Raw genomic sequence first — 19991 nt, 5'->3', positions numbered from 1 at the left:
ATTCTTATGAGTAAAGTAGGTTTTTTTCGCTCGATTCACTTTAAATTGACCTTGATTTACGTGCTGCTGATCATTGTCGCCATGCAGATCATTGGCGTGTACTTTGTGAAGCAGCTAGAGCAGTCCTTAATTAATTCATATGATAATTCCTTGAATCAGCGAATCTACTCGTTATCGTATTACCTAGAACAAGATTCATCGAAAAGCAAGGCAGAATTAAAAGAGGATGCTCAAAAGATCTTAAACGATTTTAACAACAAAGATGAGTCTAATGAAATTTCTGAAGTCAGCTATATTGATGAAAGCAGAGAGGTCATTGCCTCAGTGAATAATGGCAGTCAGGAAATTGCCGGCAAGAAAATTACGGATCAAATCATTAGCCGTATTTTTGCGGTCGGCAAAGACTATGAAAAGAAGTTTTATGACCCAGAGTCGAATAAACGGGTGCGTATTTCAGCGACAGCCGTCAAAAATGAGAATCAAGAGACTGTTGGTGTGATTTATGTGGTCTCTTCTATGGAAAGTGTTTTTAACCAAATGCGAACGATCAACACCATTTTGGCGACGGGTACACTGATCGCACTTGGGACGACCGCTCTACTTGGTATTTTCATCTTTAGAACGATCACACATCCAATCTCGGATATGAGAAAGCAAGCGATCGAGCTCGCCAAAGGGAACTTCTCCAGGAAGGTCCGGAAGTATGGACATGACGAAATTGGCCAGCTTGCGACGACCTTTAATCATTTGACGAGAGAGCTGGAGGAAGCGCAGCTGATGACAGAGGGTGAGAGGAAAAAGCTTTCTTCTGTTATCGCCTATATGACCGATGGCGTCATTGCCACGAATCAAAACGGTGCCATTATTCTATTAAACAGCCCGGCACTAGAGCTTTTGAATGTTTCACGTGAAACAGCTCTAGAGATGCCGATCACGTCCTTGCTTGGCTTAGAAGAAACTCATACATTTGAAGATTTAGTCGAAAATCAAGACTCCATGCTGCTGGAAATTGAACGCGAAGATCAACTGTCTGTTTTGCGTGTGAATTTCTCAGTGATTCAGAAAGAGCATGGGAAAATTGATGGTTTAATTGCAGTCATTTATGACGTAACCGAGCAGGAAAAAATTGATGCGGAACGCCGTGAATTCGTGGCGAACGTATCTCATGAGCTGCGCACACCGCTCACGACGATGCGGAGCTACCTTGAGGCACTCGCTGAAGGGGCGATTGGTGATAAAGAGCTTGCACCAAGGTTCCTCAGTGTCACGCAGAATGAAACCGAGCGCATGATTCGGCTTGTGAATGACTTGCTTCAGCTGTCTAAGTTCGACAGCAAGGACTATCAATTCAACCGGGAGTGGACGAATTTTATCAGGTTTATCTCTTTAGTTATTGATCGTTTTGAAATGACGAAGGAGCAGCATGTCGATTTCATCCGCAACCTGCCGCAGCGCGAAGTGTATGTTGAAATTGATCAAGATAAGATCACACAAGTGCTCGATAATATCATTTCCAATGCCATGAAATACTCACCAGAGGGTGGACATATTACGTTCACTGTCGATTTGGACGAGGAGAAGGGTCTTGTGTTATTCAGTGTCAAAGATGAAGGAATCGGTATTCCGAAGAAGGATATGGATAAAATCTTTGAACGTTTTTATCGAGTGGATAAGGCAAGAACAAGAAAGCTTGGCGGAACCGGCCTAGGTCTTGCGATTGCAAAAGAAATGGTTCAGGCTCATGGCGGAGATATTTGGGCTGACAGCATTGAAGGAAAAGGCACAACGGTAACCTTTAGCCTTCCGTACAATGAAGAACAAGAGGATGATTGGGATGAAGCGTGAGACCTTTAAAACCATTATATTGACAATCCTAATTGCGATCAGTCTTGTGTTTACATGGAATATTTGGATGTTCCAGCCCGTCATGCAGGATCAGGCGGATGCCGGCACACAGGTCGTGGAAACGAAGAAGATTTCAAGCGACGAGCCTCGGAGTCTCATTGATGTCGTGAAGCCGCGTGAGATGTTCATCCATTCCAATGGAGAGCATTTCAAAGTGGATCAAAAGGAACTCTTCCAAAACTTTTGGAATGATGTGAGCCTGTGGGATGTCAAAGAGATTGCCGATGTGTCGGACCAATATTCCGAGCAGAAATTTAAGAATTTCTTCTATGGACGCGAGGGGCAAGGCAAGACATTGGATCTTGTGTTCAATGATCCGATTCCGATTGATATTTTCCAAGCGCTATTTAAATGGCCGAATAAATCCATTGAATACAACTCGTTTGACCGGATGATTGTGCCGTTCGCTCAGCAGGATAAGGCCAATAAGAAAGTCTATTTGATTTCATACAGCAAGGAAACAGTGCTTGAGCTGACGATTGAATCAGCCAACTATCGTAATCTGATGGATAGCATTGCCGCCGCTCAAAATGAGATGCCGCGCTATGATCTTTATACTTTCTCTACAAATTCAAAACGAGATTTCCTTCTGCCGCAGAAGCAAAAGCAGCTTGAAGCGAAAATGTTCTTTATCGAAACGATTAAGACAAGCAAATTCAAGGACGCTTTGTTTACAGACCCGAGTCTAGTTGGGGAGGAGTCTAATTTAAACCGGACGGTGTATACAGATGGAACGAGTCGTCTTGAAGCAAATCAAAAAGACCACCGCATTCAATATCAGCACCGCAATATCAATTCCAGTACCGTATTCCAAACGGGGGATTTGATCAAGCGAAGCGTGAAGTATTTCAATGATACCGGAAGTTTTACCGATAATTATCAATACTTCGGTATCAACAGCAACCAGCAACTGTCCTTTAATATGTTTATGGATGGACTGCCGATCGTCAACAGCACAAAGCATCCATTTGGTATGACATCACTTGAGGTGCAATGGGCGAATGATGACATCTTGAGTTACAAGCGTCCAAACTACATTCTCGGCAACAAAGCGAGTCAGAGTGAACAGGTCAAACTGATGAATGGGACAGAGCTGAAAAACTTGATCATCAAGCAGACGAAGTATGATGATTTAGAGAAAATTGAACAGATTTTCCCTGCCTATCAAGCGACATCCACGGCATCTGATCAGGATGAAGCAATGTTTGTCTGGCTAGAGCCGGTATGGTGTATGAAATATAATGGAAAAACCGTCATTTTATCGAATGACCTGCTGACAGAGGGGAGCGAGAATCATGGAGTGGAATAAGACCAAAACGATCTTTATCCTAGCCTTTCTCGTTCTTGATATCTTTCTAGGTTTTCAATACTTTGAAAAGCGATCGACCGATCATTTTGCGATTATCGAAAAAACAGATACGCTGGAAGAAATGAAGGCAGACGGAATCAAATATGGCAATCTATCAGATGAAGCGAAGATTGGATACCGCATTACAGCTGAGAAAAAGCAATATACGAAAAAGGATGTCGACGGATTAGCTGATCAAAAGACGAAAAGCACATTCCCGAAAACCGAGAAAGATGATCCTGTCACCCTGCTTGAAATGACCTTCAATAAACCAGTCGCATTGCCGAAAAAAGATATGAAAACAGCAGCGACCAATCTTGTGAGCCAGCGTTTGCTGGATGGCAAGAATTATAAGCTCTGGAGCATCGATGAAGAAACAGGTGAAATCGTCTTTTTCCAAACGTATAAAGGAAAATACATCTTCCAAGAAGGTCTTGATGACACCGAAACCATTGGGAAAATCACATTGGATGTGAACGATCAAAACGAGGTCGTCTCGTATCGGCAGTCGATGGTGACATCGATTAATGAAGTGAGAAAAGAAACCCTTGTCCCGGCGCTTGAAACGGTGAAGGACTTATATACACAAAATATGCTGAGCCAAAACACGACAGTGAAAAAAGTAGAGCTTGGCTACTACACGCAATACCCAGGTGCAAGTACTCAAGTCATGGTTCCTGTATGGCGAGTAGAGATTGAAGGCGTGGCAGCTGGTTCAAAGAAAAAGACAGAGGAAGAATATTTGATCAATGCCATTGATGGCTCAACACTTGATCATATAGAGAAAGAAGACAAATCTTCATTGGAGTGAGAGAACATGAGCTTGCAGTTCAGTGTACTAGCGAGCGGAAGTACGGGGAACGCTTTTTATTTAGAAACAGACGAGCATGCTTTTTTAGTAGATGCAGGCTTAAGCGGCAAACAGATGGTGGAGCTGCTTGGTCAAATCGATCGTAAGCCAGAAGACTTGGACGGAATTTTTGTCACACACGAGCACTCAGATCATATTAAAGGACTCGGTGTTATGGCAAGAAAGTACAAGCTTCCTGTCTATGCAAATGCGAAAACATGGAAGGCGATGGAGTCACATATTGGGAAAGTGGATACAGAGCAGAAATTCCACTTTGATATGGAGACGGTTCAATCATTCGGCGGACTCGATGTTGAATCATTTGGCGTATCACATGATGCGGCAGAGCCCATGTTTTACGTATTCCATTATGGCGGGCGTAAACTTGCCCTTATGACGGATACAGGCTATGTGAGTGATCGAATGAAAGGGATTATTAAATCAGCCAATACGTTCGTATTTGAGAGCAACCATGATGTCGGCATGCTGCAAATGGGGCGCTACCCATGGAGTATTAAACGCAGAATTTTGAGCGATGTCGGACACGTATCCAATGAAGATGCAGCTCTTGCTATGACAGACGTGATTGGAGACGCCACCTCACGCATTTATTTGGCCCACTTGAGTCAAGACAACAACATGAAGGACTTAGCCCGTATGGCGGTCCAGCAGACGCTTGAAATGAAGGGCTTTGTTGTAGGGGACGGCTTTGATTTATATGATACGGACCCGAAAAAAGCAACCCCGCTTTGCGCCGTATGATTTTTACAATCGTATGATTAAGATAAGAGCTTCTTACCAACACTATATACATCATCTATTCACTGAAAGGAAGGAAACATAGTGGATTATCGCGATGTAGAGTGGAAGCCGAGACGAAGCAGAAAAGGATATTTCCTATCTGGTCTGATCGGTGTATTGGTAGGAGCTTTTTTAATGGGATTCTTTTTCCCCTATGTGTCTGGACAGAGCGGCACCCCCTTTGGCTGGCAGTCAGCTGGAGATCAGCAGGCATCAGAGGGCCCTTTAAAGACCGTCAATGTGAACGTGAATGATGCGGTCACAAAAGTGGTGTCGAGTATGTCGGATACAGTTGTCGGCGTCATTAACATTCAAAAGTCGAGCTTTTGGGAAGAAGGCGGTGAAGCAGGCAGCGGGTCAGGTGTGATTTATAAAAAAAAGGGTGACACCTTTTATATCGTGACCAACCATCATGTCATCAAAGGCGCAAATCAGCTTGAAGTGAGCCTTCAGGACGGGACAAGGATCGGGGCAAATCTTGTCGGCAGTGATCAGCTTATGGATTTAGCGGTACTTACGGTCAAAAGTAATAAGATCAAGAAAACCGCCGCCTTCGGCAATTCAGACCATGTCAAGCCAGGTGAGCCTGTCATCGCCATTGGAAATCCATTAGGCCTTGAATTTGCTGGCTCCGTCACACAAGGTGTGATTTCTGGAACAGAGCGTGCGATCCCTGTTGATTCTAATGGTGATGGACAGACGGATTGGAATGCGGAAGTTTTGCAAACGGATGCCGCCATTAATCCTGGGAACAGCGGCGGAGCCTTGATCAATATGGACGGCAAAGTGATCGGCATCAACTCAATGAAGATTGCTGAGTCAGAGGTGGAAGGGATTGGGCTGTCTATTCCTGCGAATCTGGTGATCCCTGTCATAGAGGATTTAGAGCGCTATGGAGAGGTGAAGCGTCCGTATCTTGGCGTTGGCATGAAATCACTAGCAGATATTGCGAGCTATCATTGGCAGGAAACGTTAAAACTGCCATCAAAGGTCACAACCGGAGTCGTCGTGATGAGTGTCGAGCCTTTGTCTCCAGCAGGGAAAGCAGGGTTAAAAGAGCTGGATGTCGTGACGTCGTTTGACGGCAAGGAAGTACAAAATATCGTCGATCTGCGTAAATATCTTTATCAAAAGAAAGTAGGCGACAAGGTAAAGGTGCAATTTTACCGAAGCGGAAAGAAAAAATCAGTCGAGATCAAACTCTCCCAAACCGATCAGTTCGGAGGCTAGCCAGTTCCTATAGGGGACTGGCTTTTTTTACATGCTCGGCATATGATAAAAGGAAAGGGGGAGATACGTTTGGTCACATTACAGCCGATGTCACAACCGGATTATGACGTCTTGATAGAGGCATCCATTAAGAGGTACGCAGAAGAAAAGATACTCGCAGGGACGTGGGGTCAGGAAGAAGCGCAAAAGAACGCAGAGGAACAATTTGAGCGGCTACTTCCTGAAGGTCTTCAGACAGAGGATCACGAGCTGTGGACCTTCTTGCATGGAGATGAATCCATTGGGTGGGTATGGCTTTGCTATGACCCAGATCATCCTCAGCATGAAGGATTTATTTATAATTTTATTTTGTTTGAAGCGTATCGAGGAAAAGGGCTGGCAAAACAGGCCATGTCGGCATTAGAAGAGCAGGCAAAGTCATTAGGTGTGAAAAAACTATCGCTGCATGTCTTTGCTCATAATCAAATCGCCCGCTCACTTTATGAGAAAACGGGCTTTGCTGAGACTGGGATTTACATGAGCAAGCCTTTATAAAAAAAGAGAAGTACCGTGCGGAGAGCGTACGGTACTTTTTTATGGGGACATCATGGTATCTTGCGCCGTGACTCGGTATAGGTCGACTTTGCATTTCACAAACGCACGAATGATAGCTGGGACTTGAGCTTCTGAACGAATCAACAATGAGGTCTCGTCATCTCTGATCACAAGGTCTGTTCCCACGCTTTGTAAGTACTGCGTGAGAACAGGCTTCACCTCATCATCAATCCATGCATGCTTGAAGGTGGCACGAATGGTTGAGGACGTGATGGTTTTCTCTTGAGGATGAGTACTAGAGGACACGACTTTTCCTTCAGATATGAAAGCTGTTTTGGTACAAATAGGCTGGGTGAAGCTTGGCTCGTCTGCTGTTAAAAAGACGGTTTTTCCTTCAAATTTTAACGATTCAATCACCCGCTGGATATGTAAGATAGAATCTGCATCAATATCCGCAAAAGGCTCATCAAGTAAAATAAAGTCAGGCTGATGAGCGATGGCCTGAGCCATTCCGAGCCGCTTCTTCATCCCAGGTGTAAAGGCACCGACTTTCTCTTGATGATAACGATGTAAGCCAACAAATTCGAGTAATTCTTCATAATAGCTCGTTTTCTGGCGAGTACCCGTAATTTTCGATAAATAGGCAATATGCTCAATAGCAGTCAGCCCTTCATATAAATCTGTATATTCAGGCAGAACACCGATATGATGACGTACTTTTTTTAACGACGTCATGTTCATCATGATAAACGTGCCAGAGGTGGGGCGGGAGATCCCTGTAATGATATTAAAAAAGGTCGTCTTACCAGCACCCTTCGGTCCAATGAGGCCGAAGATATCCCCTTGATGGATATCAAGGTCAATATGATCTATTGCGACTTTTGTCCGATATTTTTTTGTCAGCCCTTTTGTATGAAGCACTTAGACATCCCTCCTCTGAAACAGTAGTGCAGTTCCAATGAGTAAGACAACTGTCAATGCGGCATTCATCAGCACATAGGTCAGCGGTTCACTCCAGCGCACATAATAATAAGGCGTCACGTATTGGAACCAGTGAATCAACCGTTCTGAAGAAAGAACAGACATCATGCTCATGATCGGAAATAAAAAGGAAAACAACATGCCAACAAACATCGATTTCTGTGGTGTTGGAAAGAGCATGGACAAAAACAAAGCACAGGAGATGCCGACACTGATAAATGTTAATATTTTTAAGGCATCGGAGAACAGAAAACGATGTGAAATCACCATATTTAAGATATATGTGGTCATAATGCAACTGAGCCAAAACAGCATCAGCCCAAGATATTTCCCGATGACAATGTTTAAACGGGTCGTTTTGCTGACGAGAAAACGAATGGTTTTCAAATGAATTTCGCGGCTCAAAATATCATGAGACAATAAAAAAATAAGGAAGAAACCAAATAACGAAATCACTAGTTCATTCCCAATGGAATACGGGTCTTTTGCCTGTTCCCACTTCCCTTGATAAGCAGCTATAAATGGAAGACTTGATACAAAAGTAGATAAAATGAAAATAATAACAATTGTTAAGATGGATTTTGTGCTTTTGAAGAGCTGCTTAAATTCATTCATACAGATGGTCCACACACACTGTACCTCCCTTCATCTTTATTATACCGCTAGAAAAGAAAGACACCATATCTCGCTCTTTAACATTTGCTTAAATTTTATAAAAAAGAAGACTCTTCCAGAACAGTTAACTCATTTTTAAAAATGTTCAGAAAAATATCTTGATTTATCAAAAAACATCATGTATGATAGCTTTAATTCAAGATAGTTAAACAGGCAATGACGAGAGAAAGTACAATCATCAATTTTTCCACAGAGAGCTTCGGCAGCTGAAAAGAAGCAAAAATAATGATTCGAAAAATGGTCTCTGAGCCTCGTGCTGAACATATCCATGATATTAGTAGGTGACGACGAGAGTTGGTACTCGTTATCAAAACCACAGTATATGAGCCAAATTGGAGCTTTGTACTTGTAGAGGCTGTTTAGCGCGAGCAAACAGTAAATAAAGGTGGTACCACGAGACAAATACCTCGTCCTTATGATTCATAGATAAGGATGGGGTATTTTTTATTGTCCACTTTTTTTTCATACAAATGTTCAAATGTTCCACGTGAAACACCACAACCATTTTTTCAAATGAAAGGGAGATTAACATGAGTGAACATGCATTGGTTTTACAATCAGATTTCGGTATTGATGATGGAGCGGTCAGCGCAATGTACGGCGTAGCCAATACAGTGAGGAGTGGCATCCGCATTTTTGATTTAACTCACAACATTCCCCAATATGACATTTGGGAAGCGTCTTATCGCTTGCTTCAGACGGTCACATATTGGCCGGAAGAAACGGTGTTTGTCTCCGTCGTTGACCCAGGCGTTGGATCAGAGCGAAAGAGCCTTGTCGTCAAAACAACAAGCTCACACTATATCATCACACCTGATAATGGGACACTTACGCATGTCGCACAGGATATTGGCATCGTGGAGGCTCGGTATTTAGATGAAACGATCAACCGTCTGCCGAAGTCAGGAAAATCACATACATTTCATGGTAGAGACATTTACGCCTATACGGGCGCGAGAATTGCTTCAGGTGTGATTTCTTTTGAAGAGGTCGGGCCAAAGGCGAATATAGAGGACATTATTCACCTTTCAGTCGTACAAGCTTATGCGGAAGAAGAAGTGATCACAGGGACGATTGATATTTTAGATGTGCGGTTCGGAAACCTATGGACAAACATTCATCATACGTTATTTGAACAGCTTTCAATCAATTATGGGGATGCAATAGAAGTTACCATTGCCAACGGGCCAAAAAATGTGTATAAAAATATCATGACCTATGGACGATCTTTTGCCGATTTAAAGGTAGGCGAACCACTCGTATATGTCAATTCACTCGATCATTTAGGCGTGGCGATCAATCAAGGGTCATTTGCAAAGGCTTATAACATCGGTACAGGCACAGGCTGGCGCCTTTCGATTCGCAAAGCTCCGCGCATTATATATGAATAAGAGGAGGAAACATCATGGCAGGTAAACAACTTTCAACGAAAACTGTCGTTGCCATCGGAATTGGCGCAGCCGTCTTTGTCATTTTAGGACGCTTCGTCTCCATTCCAACTGGGATTCCGAATACACAAATTGAAACATCGTACGCGTTCCTTGCGTTAATGGCCGTGCTATTTGGTCCTGTTGCAGGCGCATTGATTGGATTTATTGGTCATCTGATTAAAGATGCCACCACATTTGGACCTTGGTGGAGCTGGATTATCGTTTCTGGTTTGGTAGGTTTGATGATCGGTTTTATTTCAAACCGTTTAAAAGTAGAAGAGGGAGACTTTGGCTGGAAAAAAATCGCGTTCTTCAACGCCGTCCAAGTCGGCGCACAAGCATTAGGCTGGTTTGTCATTGCGCCGGTACTCGACATTGTGATCTATGCAGAACCTGCTAACAAAGTATTTTTTCAAGGCATCGTAGCAGGAACCTCAAACATCATCACAGTCGGTGTACTTGGCACCATCATCATTGCGGCTTATGCGAAAACAAGAAGCAAAAGCGGCAGTCTATCGAAAGAAACATCATGAAGCAAGGTGGAACACATAAATGAAGAAACCGATGATTCAATTCGAACATTTCGGATTCAAGTATCGCAGTCAGGCAGAACCAACATTGAAAGATATCAACCTGACCATCTATGAAGGAGAAAAAGTCCTCATCGCAGGCCCTTCTGGATCGGGAAAAAGCACACTAGCCCATTGTATCAATGGGCTAGTTCCTGCGTCTTATAAAGGTTCTATGGAAGGAAGTCTTCACATCAGCGGGAAAAATGCAGTGAAAGAAAACATTTTCTCCCTCTCACAGCTCGTTGGAACGGTGCTGCAAGACCCTGATGGACAATTTATCGGGCTGACCGTAGGAGAAGACATTGCATTTACACTTGAAAATGATCAAGTCACACGCGAAGAAATGAAAACACGTGTCGAGAAAGCGGCAAAATTAACAGAGGTAGACGGCAAGCTCGCATCATCCGTGCATGAGCTGTCAGGCGGTCAAAAACAACGTGTCGCTATCGCAGGCGTACTTGTCAACGATGTCGACATTTTGCTATTCGATGAGCCACTCGCAAGCCTTGATCCTGCTACAGGCAAAGAAGTGATCGATCTCATTGATCGACTGCAAAAAGAAACGAAAAAAACGGTCGTGATGGTGGAACACCGATTAGAAGACGTCCTCTTCCGTCATGTCGACCGCATCATCGTTGTCAATGACGGCACGATTGCAGCAGATATGACACCAGATGAATTGCTCGCCTCCAATGTATTAGAAGCGGCGTATTTACGTGAGCCTTTATATGTGAGAGCGATGAAATATGCAGGCATTCCGATTGCAGCAGGAGATCAGATCGCTAATTTACAGCAGCTCACCTTAAATGACGAGGCAAAAGAGAAAATCGAACAATGGATGGAAGCATCTGAGCCGTCAGTCGAGCAGAATGCAGCGCCGGATTTACTAGAAGTGCGTGAGCTGAGCTTTGATTATCCGACAAGACCAAACACACTGAACAACATCTCTTTTACCGTCAAAAAAGGAGAAATGATCAGCATCGCCGGTGCCAATGGCGCAGGCAAGACGACACTATCCAAACTGCTTTGTGCATTTGAAAAGCCAACAAAAGGGACAATCCTTTTAAATGGAGATGACATCACAGGAGACACCATCAAGCAGCGTTCCGAACGAATCGGCGTCGTCATGCAAAACCCAAATCAAATGATTTCAAAACAAATGATTTTTGATGAAGTCGCACTAGGTCTTGTTTTAAGAGGCGTAAAGGAAGACGACATCAAGGATCGTGTAGAGCGGGTTTTAAAAGTATGCGGGCTGTATCCATTTCGAAATTGGCCAATCTCAGCACTTAGTTTTGGACAGAAAAAACGCGTCACCATCGCATCGATTCTTGTGTTAGAGCCAGAAATCATCATTTTAGATGAGCCAACGGCCGGTCAAGATTTTAGACATTACACAGAGATGATGACGTTTTTAGAGCAATTAAATCAGCAGGGCGTCACGATTTTGATGATCACCCATGATATGCATCTCATGCTCGAATACACAACAAGAACCATTGTCATTTCAGATGGAGAAAAAATCGCAGATGATACACCAGCCAAAGTGCTGACAGATCAGTTGCTAGTCCAAAAGGCGAGCTTAAAGGAAACATCGCTGTATGAACTGGCGCTAAAAGCAGACTGGCCGAATCCAAATGAACTCGTGGATCGCTTCATTGAGGTTGACAGAAAGGAACGAATGACATGGCTGTAGACATGCTGTCCTATATCGATCGCCCGTCGCCGATTCACCGGCTGACAGGGGCAACCAAACTCATTTGCTTTACCCTCTGGTCATCCGCAGCGATGCTCACATATGATACAGGCGTTTTAGTGTTTATGCTAGTTGCCAGTATCGTGTTCTTTCAACTGTCGAATGTGCGATTTCGTGATATCTCCTTCGTGGTGATCGTCCTGGCGATATTCCTTGTGATCAACAACATCGCCATTTACATCTTTGCGCCTCAGCAAGGTGTCGCCATCTATGGAGCGAAGCACGAGCTGTTTCACATTGCAGGCTGGTACAATGTCACACTTGAACAGCTTTTCTATCAATTGAACATTACACTGAAATACGTGACCGTCATGCCAGCAGCGCTTTTATTTATCGTGACAACAAATCCAAGTGAATTCGCCTCATCGCTCAGCCGAATCGGGGTCAGCTACCGGATTTCGTATGCGGTAGCGATTGCTTTGCGCTATATTCCAGATATTCAGCGTGATTTTCGCACGATTGCCATTTCTCAGCAAGCAAGAGGCATTGATTTATCAAAGTATGAAAAACTGGGAAAACGGATTAAAAATGCGCTGTCGATTGTGATGCCGTTGATTTTTTCTAGCCTAGAGCGGATTGAAACGATCAGCAATGCAATGGAGCTGCGCGGGTTTGGGAAGCATAAAAAGCGCACATGGTTTACGGCGAAAGACTTTCAAAAAGCAGATTATGCGGCGTTAATATTTGTTGGAGCGGTACTGATTGTGTCGCTAGTGATTACATTTGTTAGAGGAACGAGATTTTACAATCCGTTTTGATAGAAGGAAGCCTTCACAGGAGTGGAGGCTTTTTTATTTGGTATGTGGATAAAAGGTGTGGAAAATGGTAAAAGACTATTAACATGTGAATAAATCGGTTATATTGAACAATGAGCGAAACACTTGTGAATAACCAAACAACATATTGGAGGAATTAGAAACTTATGAACAAATTACTTTATGCTTGTGCAGAACATATAGAAACCGTACTAGACATGTACATAGATGATCACGAAACACCGCCAGAATTCAGAAAAATCGAACATACACACAGCTTATCCACAACCTGTGAATTGTGCGATGAACCTGCAATATATATAGTGGGGAACGAATGATCGGACACAAAATACACAAATTTTATCCACAATTGTTGATAACTTATATGAATAACTTGTTCTTAAGGTGGGGATGACCTGTGAATATATCAATTATCACAGTAGGAAAATTAAAAGAGAAATATTTAAAGCAAGGCATAGCCGAATACACAAAACGATTACAAGCCTATGCGAAAATCGAGATCATTGAGCTTTCGGACGAAAAAGCACCCGAGAATCTCAGCGAGCAAGACATGAAAATCATCAAAGACAAAGAAGGCGAACGCATCCTAAGCAAAATCAACCCAGACGCCCACGTCATCGCCCTCGCCATCGAAGGAAAAATGAAAAGTTCCGAAGAATTAGCCGATACAATAGATAAGCTGGCAACATACGGAAAAAGTAAGGTGTGTTTTGTCATAGGTGGATCACTTGGGTTAAGCGACGCTGTCATGCAGCGTGCGAATGAGAAACTGTCGTTTTCGAGGATGACGTTCCCGCATCAGTTGATGAGACTGGTGTTGGTGGAGCAGATTTATCGGGCGTTTCGGATTGTGCGGGGGGAGCCTTATCATAAATGATGGTAAAACAAGAAATGGAATGGACAATTGAGATTAAAAATAAGCTAAATGGTTAGAAGTATAAAGCTTTATCCTATGGTAAACGGCGTGTAAATTCAAACGAATTATAAAATTGTTTACATAATTTGGTCATGATATAATTAATTCATATAATAAGCGAATTTCTGGAGTTGAATATTAATGATGACTAACAATACAGTCAACACTGTTTTACCAATACCTAATTTTGTTAATAAGAATCTCCCTCCAGGAATACACCTGACGACTTGGGAAGAGTTTAAAGCTAAGTATGGTATTAATTATAAGAGAAATTTACAACTGGAAGGCTTGGAGAGGGCTATTAAAGAATTTAAAAAAGCTGGAAGTACAAAAATATTCATAGATGGTAGCTTTGTAACTGAAAAGAAAAATCCTGGGGATTATGACGCCCTTTATGATCTAGATGAAATTGATGAAGGTAAAATTGATAATCGATTAGTCGATGCTTCTTTATCTGGAAGACGGTTACAAAAAATGAGCTATCAAGGAGAATTTTTCCCCATGTATGCGAATGCAACAAGCCCAGTGGGTTCACGGTATATAGATTTTTTTCAAAAGGATAAAAAGACTAAACAACCAAAAGGTATAATAAGAATAGATTTGAGGTGAGGCACTTGATAAAAAACGACATAGAGTTAAAAATTTCAAAAGAAAGCTTAACACAATTTTTATCTTCACTTCAAGAAATTGATGCTGACGAATCTTTTAAGAAGCTATCTCCAAAGAAACAAGAAATTTATAGAAAGGCATTAGAAGGAGAAGTAGAGAATTTACAAAGTCAAATTAATGAATATGAAGTATTAAAAAGTGGCGAGTTACAAGGCCTATTATCTAATAGGTTCACTGAACTGCCTCTAAATTTAATTCGAGCTAGAATTTCAAGAGGCATTGATGAGCAATATATAGCTAACCAACTGAATATGGATGTGTCTGATTATATTGAATTAGAAGATGAATTATTTGCTGAAGCTGATACATCTACGATAATTAAATTAATTAGTCTACTAAAAATAGAAATACCTGCAGAGTTGGAAAGTATGTTCGCTTTAGACTCTGATCAAATAAAGAAAAATGTTAAAAACTCTTTAGGTTTTCTTTTTAATAAACTAATACCTTTCGAGTTAAAAGAAGAATATAATTTAACAAATGGTTATCTTAAGTTATTTTCTTCTTTAAAAAAGATTTTTAATGAAAATTTAAGTGAAATTCTTAGTGGTTCAAAAATTAATAATTATATGTTAACGAATGCTCGATATAAAACCCCTAAAGGTACTAGAGATGAACTTGTTTATCTCTATACATCTTATGCAGAATTCATATCAAAAGAAATATCTCGAGTATTGGATACTTCTCCTAAAAAACTCACGACGGATCCGCTGGTTTTTAGGAGAAATGTAATTGAATCGTATGGAGATTTAAGCTTGGAATCTTGTATTTCTCACTTATGGGATCTTGGTATTCCAGTAATACCTTTTGAAATGCCAGGTGGTTTCCACGGTGCGTGTTGGAGATTTAATGGGAGGAATGTTATTGTCCTAAAACAACAAAGTGCATCTTATTCTAGATGGTTATTTGATTTACTGCACGAATATTGGCACGCAACTCAAGAGCCAGATTTGTTAGAAAGAAAGATTGTTGATTTAGGTGAAGTCCAATCAATTAAAACTGATGACCAAGAAGAATTAGATGCTAATAAGTTTGCGGAAGAGGTTATATTTGGAGGAAGAAGTGTAGAACTTTTCGATGAATGCATCAATATATCTAGCGGAAGAATACAATTTCTAAAGAAAGCAGTTCAAGAAGTAGCTATAAAGAATGATATAGATGTGGCTTCCTTAGCAAACTACACAGCTTATAGAATGTCAAAATTAGGTAATAATTGGTGGGGAGCAGCTAATAATCTACAATACAATGGAAACCCATATTCTAAAGCATATGATATATTGAACAGTAGATTAGATTCATCTTTACTTCACTCCTTAGAAGATCCACTTGAACAAGAACTAATTCACAATGCGTTATTTCAATAAAATATAGGTAAATAGACATTTTTAAAAGTGTATTTTATACTCTATTAAAGGAGAGAACAGTCAGTATATATCCGCAATTCAAGATGCATTTCAAGAAGAGAATATTCCTTACAATTGGATAACTGAACTGAAAATTAAAGAAACAAAACATAATTTCAATCCGTGGGAAGAGACGATAAAAACTGCTTTCGTGCTAGTAGAAAAGGTCTCGATTACCACTCAGTATTTTGAATATGTGAAGAAAAAAGCCGACATTTAATAAATAACATTTTGAAAGTAAAAGGTACGGGAATTTAATTTTTTCCCATACCTTTTTTATGTAGGAAAACTCTCTTTTATCGTATTATATATAATGAAAACTTAGTTCAAGAAACGGTTACAGCAGGTATTGGGAACGATCACATATTCAATCTACAATTACTCAAAGGAGACTTCCATGAGCTTCAAAGCTGACTTTAAACATGAAATACGTAACGTAATAAAAGACGTAGAAAAAGAAATAAATAAAACGTGGAAAATTGAATATAAAGGGCATTCTATAGAAATTACAAACCAAATAAAAGAAGAGCAACTAATCATTGATGGTGTGACGGTTGATAGAAAACAACGAAAAAGTTTATTGTCTCATATAATTCCATATTCAAAATTGTCGGGGATATTGGAGCTTCAAGATGGTACTAAACAAAAGGTGTCCGTTAAACTTGGTGGGTATGTACGATTTCGTTGTATGGTGAAGGTAGATCGTGAAACGGTTTTAGATGATTCAATGAAGATAGACCTTCTACCATGGGATCATAAAGAGAAAATCGTTCCCTTTATTCAACAACAAATTCAATCACATCATAAAATAGTAGACGACCGTTTACCCGATGAAGATTATTTATTTGACGAAAATGAACCACGATTGGCTCCCGGTTTATCTGATTATTATGTAGATGAACGACCTGCCCCTTTTTATGTGAAGAAACTATTGAAGCTTTTTGAAATACAACTGAATCATCCTACAAACGAAACTAGAAAAAAAACATATGAAAAAATCATTTCTAACAATATGGCGAGTCGCAACAGTGAGCTAATTGAACGATTTCAGCAAACACAATGGGATGAATCCCGTGTACAGCAAGAAGCGTTATGGCTTCTTGAACATGCGGCACATCGGGAGGTCGTCAAATTTGCAGTCATGATACTGGGATGTACAAACTGTGAAAAATACAAAGAGCTTTTATTCACAATAGGTATGCATGAAGAATTTACTTCTTATGTCGTGTTTGCATTGAAGAATGGCACAATTCAAGGAAACGAACATGTTTGGCGTCTTGCAAAGTCCGTTGATGGATGGGGGAAGATTTCGGCTGTTGAGCAATTGGAAGCCTCGACGCCAGAAATAAAACGATGGCTACTAACAAAGGGCTGCGAAAATACAATCATGAATGAATACTCAGCTTATACTTGTGCTCTTAATGGTGATCTGGAAACAGCTTTATCAGAAGATGAAATTTCCAAAGAATTATACGATGGAGCGAGTCTCATCATTCAAGCATTATTAGAAGATGAGGTATCTATCTACGGAATCGATGAGTATTCAAATGCAAGCTCAGTTCTCTGCCGATTTATTCACCATGCTCATATGCACTGCCAAACAATTGAGGACTTTTATCCAATTTTGAAAATAAATGAGTTTTTAAATGATGATCAAGAGATTTGGGAAGACCGATTAAATGATTCATGGAAACAGGACGAATATGAGGCTATCCAAGAAGCGGTTCGACCGTTTATCAATGACAGTAGATGGCCAAAGTTTGCAATCGATACGTTACAACAGGGTTTTAGCTCCCAAGCACTTGAAATCGCTCTCTTTTATCGTTTAGATGTGATTGAGCATCTATTTGCTTTACTTGAGAAAGATCCGACAAATAGTGAAATATACTTTGCTGTGATGGACACAAATCATCACCAGCATATTAGAGAGCTTTGTACATTTGCAGAAACACATTTATCGTTATCAAACCTCTCAGATGATGAAGTGGCTTGTCTACAATATATTGTGCAAGATTTATATGAACACGACGGTGTAGGATTGCCATTGATTCAAGCTGCACTTAGATCAAATGATGGAAATTTACAGTATCATGCTTTAAGTGTATTAAAAGAATGGTCTCCTTCGTATTCGCAGCAAGCGGCCACAAGAGAATTGATTGAACATATTTCCATGAAGACGAAAGATAAAGAAGATCGAAAATTAGCCAAACATTTGTTAAAGAAATAATATTTGATTAAGTAGCGCATAACAATTCAACGGGGATAAAACATAAAAATATTAGAAAGCAGGCACACCATGCACACAATCAAAAAAATAGGCCAAACCTTCTCCTACATCACACCAGTATCACTCACCGACCGCCCCATCCTAGGCATGGTCGTAGGCAATAACAAAACATTAATGATCGATGCCGGTAATTCAGAAGATCATGCGAACTATTTCATCCAAAAAATTTTAAAGCATGAGCTCGCCTCTCCTGATCTGGTGGTCCTCACGCATTGGCATTGGGATCATATTTTTGGTCTGCCTGCGCTGCCTGATACGGTTTCAATTGCTTCTACAAAAACCAGAAAAGAAATGGAGAAGCTTGTTCCGTTTTCTTGGTCAGATGAGGCGATTGGTGAGCGGGTGAGGGAAGGAACGGAGATTGAGTTTTGCGCGAAGGCCATCAAAGAAGAATATAAGAATCATCGAGAGATTCAGGTGGTTTTACCGGTTGTGACGTTTGATCGTCGGATGGAGATTGATCTTGGCGGGGTCACTTGTGTTGTGCAGCATGTTGGGGGCGATCATGCTGCAGATTCAGTGATCGTGTATGTGAAAGAGGAAAAAATCCTGTTTCTTGGTGATTGCATTTATCCGAAAATGTATGCCGAAAAAGTACATTATACGGTGAAAGAAATATTGCGGCTTTTAGATGAGTTAGAAGCTTTTGATGCCGAAACGTATATTCCTTCACACCAAAGACCGTGGTCAAAAGAGGAGTTTCGTCAGGAAACAGACAAGCTTCGGATGATTGCGAAATTCACTGATCTATGTGGTGGAGATCAGCAGAAAATCACGAATGAATATCGAAAGTACGTGAACAGAGAACTGAAAGAAGATGAATTAGAAACCATTGCTTACTTTGTAAATGGGTACTAAACAAAAAAGTCTCATTTGAGTGATTTTCCTCAAACGAGACTTTTTTATTTCTATGGTAACCCTACAAAGTCTTCTGCATCACGAATTGTGACAGACATCTGTTTTGCATTCACAATAATAACACAATCCCAAGTCGGCTTTATTTGCAGTTCATTATTCTCATCAATACGGATAATCCCTTTGAATTCAACCGTTTGTTCTAGAAAGACCATTTTCTTTTCTGTATCATCTTTGACTGCTGTTAATTGTTCAGGATAGTGAACGGTCCAATCATAAAAAGTGGTCTTCTTCATAATTCCTCCTATTTTCATTCGTACACATCTCCGAATACTTCTTCTGTTTGCCGGATTGTCAGAGATTTGTTGGTTGGATCAATTGTAATGACACAATCCCAAGTCGGTTTGATTTGTAGGTCATCGTTTTCATCTATCCAGATCACACCATTTAATTCAATTGATGGTTCTAAAATGACTAATTTCTTTTCATTATGATCTGTAATAGCTGTTAAATCATGTTGTAAATGAATGGTCCAGTCAAAAAACTTTATTGTTTTCATAGTTCCTCCTTTTATTCACTGATAACATTGCCGTACTTATCTAGTGATGCTTTTCGTGTAGGATTGACGATTTTTCAAGCTTTTTTATTTCCATTATAACCTAAACATTTAAAGATAATTTAAAGTTAATAAGTGAAATCATATTATATCGTTCAATAGATCCCATTTGTTTTCAATGTTAATAACAACATCTCATTCCATGAACTACCTTTAACAAAAGAAAGTTTGTCAGGCAACAAACAAGTTTAACTCACGATTCTGTAGAGGGGAAAAGAAAGTAAGATAGAGACGATCATTTATTAATTTATAAACCTACATTCTGCATCACGAACTTTAACAAACATTACCCAAGCCTTTTTTCTTAACTGAAAACAATTCCAATTTATAGAGTGAAATAGTAAAATAATGCATATAAACTTAATGAATGCGAAGATCAGATATTTTTTA

At 40.6% G+C, this 19991-nt stretch carries 20 protein-coding genes and 1 other annotated feature; of the genes, 16 read left to right on the top strand and 4 right to left on the bottom strand.

Features of this window, described 5'->3' with window-relative positions; translation table 11 throughout:
• Window positions 1–6: 6 nt before the first annotated feature.
• The 6 genes from walK to NST57_RS19960 all read left to right on the top strand — a co-directional run bounded on the left by walK (window position 7) and on the right by NST57_RS19960 (window position 6668).
• Entirely contained in the window at window positions 7–1845 is a 1839-nt protein-coding gene (gene walK / locus NST57_RS19985; protein WP_142153427.1) for a cell wall metabolism sensor histidine kinase WalK, read from the top strand.
• On the top strand, window positions 1835–3214 hold the full coding sequence (yycH, locus tag NST57_RS19980; protein WP_142153425.1) for a two-component system activity regulator YycH: 1380 nt from the start codon (window positions 1835–1837) through the stop codon (window positions 3212–3214). The genes walK and yycH overlap by 11 nt, the downstream gene beginning before the upstream one ends.
• Window positions 3201–4064: a two-component system regulatory protein YycI gene (locus tag NST57_RS19975; RefSeq protein ID WP_017368442.1), complete on the top strand. Its 864-nt coding sequence runs from the start codon at window positions 3201–3203 to the stop codon at window positions 4062–4064. The genes yycH and NST57_RS19975 overlap by 14 nt, the downstream gene beginning before the upstream one ends.
• Before the next feature lie 6 nt (window positions 4065–4070).
• Window positions 4071–4865, top strand: a complete 795-nt coding sequence (locus tag NST57_RS19970; RefSeq protein ID WP_007497388.1) for an MBL fold metallo-hydrolase — start codon at window positions 4071–4073, stop codon at window positions 4863–4865.
• A gap of 78 nt (window positions 4866–4943) precedes the next feature.
• Window positions 4944–6134 carry a S1C family serine protease gene (locus NST57_RS19965; RefSeq protein ID WP_445818831.1) on the top strand — a complete coding sequence of 397 codons (1191 nt, stop codon included), beginning with the start codon at window positions 4944–4946 and terminating at the stop codon, window positions 6132–6134.
• A gap of 69 nt (window positions 6135–6203) precedes the next feature.
• On the top strand, window positions 6204–6668 hold the full coding sequence (locus NST57_RS19960; RefSeq protein ID WP_142153418.1) for a GNAT family N-acetyltransferase: 465 nt from the start codon (window positions 6204–6206) through the stop codon (window positions 6666–6668).
• A 39-nt stretch (window positions 6669–6707) separates the two neighbouring features.
• On the opposite strand, the gene NST57_RS19955 is transcribed toward NST57_RS19960, so the two are convergent.
• Together NST57_RS19955 and NST57_RS19950 are read right to left on the bottom strand one after the other, a co-directional pair.
• A complete protein-coding gene (locus NST57_RS19955) occupies window positions 6708–7589 on the bottom strand; it encodes an ABC transporter ATP-binding protein (RefSeq protein ID WP_341299155.1) in 882 nt (293 codons plus the stop codon).
• The gene (locus NST57_RS19950) at window positions 7590–8279 is read right to left on the bottom strand and encodes an ABC transporter permease subunit (protein ID WP_142153414.1); all 690 of its coding nucleotides are present in this window, start codon (window positions 8277–8279) and stop codon (window positions 7590–7592) included. It abuts the gene before it with no gap.
• A gap of 192 nt (window positions 8280–8471) precedes the next feature.
• Window positions 8472–8742: a binding site (T-box leader), on the top strand.
• Between the two features lie 112 nt (window positions 8743–8854).
• Between NST57_RS19950 and NST57_RS19945 the strand changes: the two genes are divergently transcribed.
• The 10 genes from NST57_RS19945 to NST57_RS19900 all read left to right on the top strand — a co-directional run bounded on the left by NST57_RS19945 (window position 8855) and on the right by NST57_RS19900 (window position 18988).
• The gene (locus NST57_RS19945; protein WP_100325692.1) at window positions 8855–9715 is read left to right on the top strand and encodes an SAM hydrolase/SAM-dependent halogenase family protein; all 861 of its coding nucleotides are present in this window, start codon (window positions 8855–8857) and stop codon (window positions 9713–9715) included.
• A gap of 14 nt (window positions 9716–9729) precedes the next feature.
• Entirely contained in the window at window positions 9730–10287 is a 558-nt protein-coding gene (locus NST57_RS19940) for an ECF-type riboflavin transporter substrate-binding protein (protein WP_341299154.1), read from the top strand.
• Window positions 10288–10306: 19 nt separating this feature from the next.
• Window positions 10307–12022, top strand: a complete 1716-nt coding sequence (locus NST57_RS19935) for an ABC transporter ATP-binding protein (RefSeq protein WP_341299153.1) — start codon at window positions 10307–10309, stop codon at window positions 12020–12022.
• Window positions 12013–12840, top strand: coding sequence for an energy-coupling factor transporter transmembrane component T family protein (locus NST57_RS19930; protein ID WP_341299152.1), 828 nt, complete (start codon window positions 12013–12015; stop codon window positions 12838–12840). The genes NST57_RS19935 and NST57_RS19930 overlap by 10 nt, the downstream gene beginning before the upstream one ends.
• Before the next feature lie 164 nt (window positions 12841–13004).
• Complete coding sequence (locus NST57_RS19925; protein ID WP_073414986.1) at window positions 13005–13175, top strand: CxxH/CxxC protein; 171 nt, start codon at window positions 13005–13007, stop codon at window positions 13173–13175.
• 80 nt (window positions 13176–13255) lie between these two features.
• Window positions 13256–13735, top strand: a complete 480-nt coding sequence (gene rlmH, locus NST57_RS19920) for a 23S rRNA (pseudouridine(1915)-N(3))-methyltransferase RlmH (RefSeq protein WP_341299151.1) — start codon at window positions 13256–13258, stop codon at window positions 13733–13735.
• A gap of 180 nt (window positions 13736–13915) precedes the next feature.
• Window positions 13916–14383: a DUF6932 family protein gene (locus NST57_RS19915; protein ID WP_341299150.1), complete on the top strand. Its 468-nt coding sequence runs from the start codon at window positions 13916–13918 to the stop codon at window positions 14381–14383.
• Between the two features lie 5 nt (window positions 14384–14388).
• Window positions 14389–15804 carry a hypothetical protein gene (locus NST57_RS19910; protein WP_341299149.1) on the top strand — a complete coding sequence of 472 codons (1416 nt, stop codon included), beginning with the start codon at window positions 14389–14391 and terminating at the stop codon, window positions 15802–15804.
• A 436-nt stretch (window positions 15805–16240) separates the two neighbouring features.
• The gene (locus NST57_RS19905; RefSeq protein ID WP_341299148.1) at window positions 16241–18070 is read left to right on the top strand and encodes a hypothetical protein; all 1830 of its coding nucleotides are present in this window, start codon (window positions 16241–16243) and stop codon (window positions 18068–18070) included.
• A 69-nt stretch (window positions 18071–18139) separates the two neighbouring features.
• Window positions 18140–18988, top strand: coding sequence for an MBL fold metallo-hydrolase (locus NST57_RS19900; protein WP_341299147.1), 849 nt, complete (start codon window positions 18140–18142; stop codon window positions 18986–18988).
• A 50-nt stretch (window positions 18989–19038) separates the two neighbouring features.
• On the opposite strand, the gene NST57_RS19895 is transcribed toward NST57_RS19900, so the two are convergent.
• Both NST57_RS19895 and NST57_RS19890 read right to left on the bottom strand, forming a co-directional pair.
• On the bottom strand, window positions 19039–19281 hold the full coding sequence (locus NST57_RS19895) for a hypothetical protein (RefSeq protein WP_341299146.1): 243 nt from the start codon (window positions 19279–19281) through the stop codon (window positions 19039–19041).
• A gap of 14 nt (window positions 19282–19295) precedes the next feature.
• Window positions 19296–19544 (bottom strand): hypothetical protein, encoded by a 249-nt coding sequence (locus NST57_RS19890; protein WP_142153392.1) that lies wholly within the window; start codon window positions 19542–19544, stop codon window positions 19296–19298.
• Between the last annotated feature and the right edge of the window lie 447 nt (window positions 19545–19991).

It is taken from the genome of Bacillus sp. FSL M8-0077, assembly GCF_038050255.1.
In the GTDB taxonomy this organism is placed as follows: domain Bacteria; phylum Bacillota; class Bacilli; order Bacillales; family Bacillaceae; genus Bacillus; species Bacillus altitudinis.
Note: the sequence above shows the minus strand (reverse complement) of the source record. Positions and strands in the feature narration are given on the sequence as shown.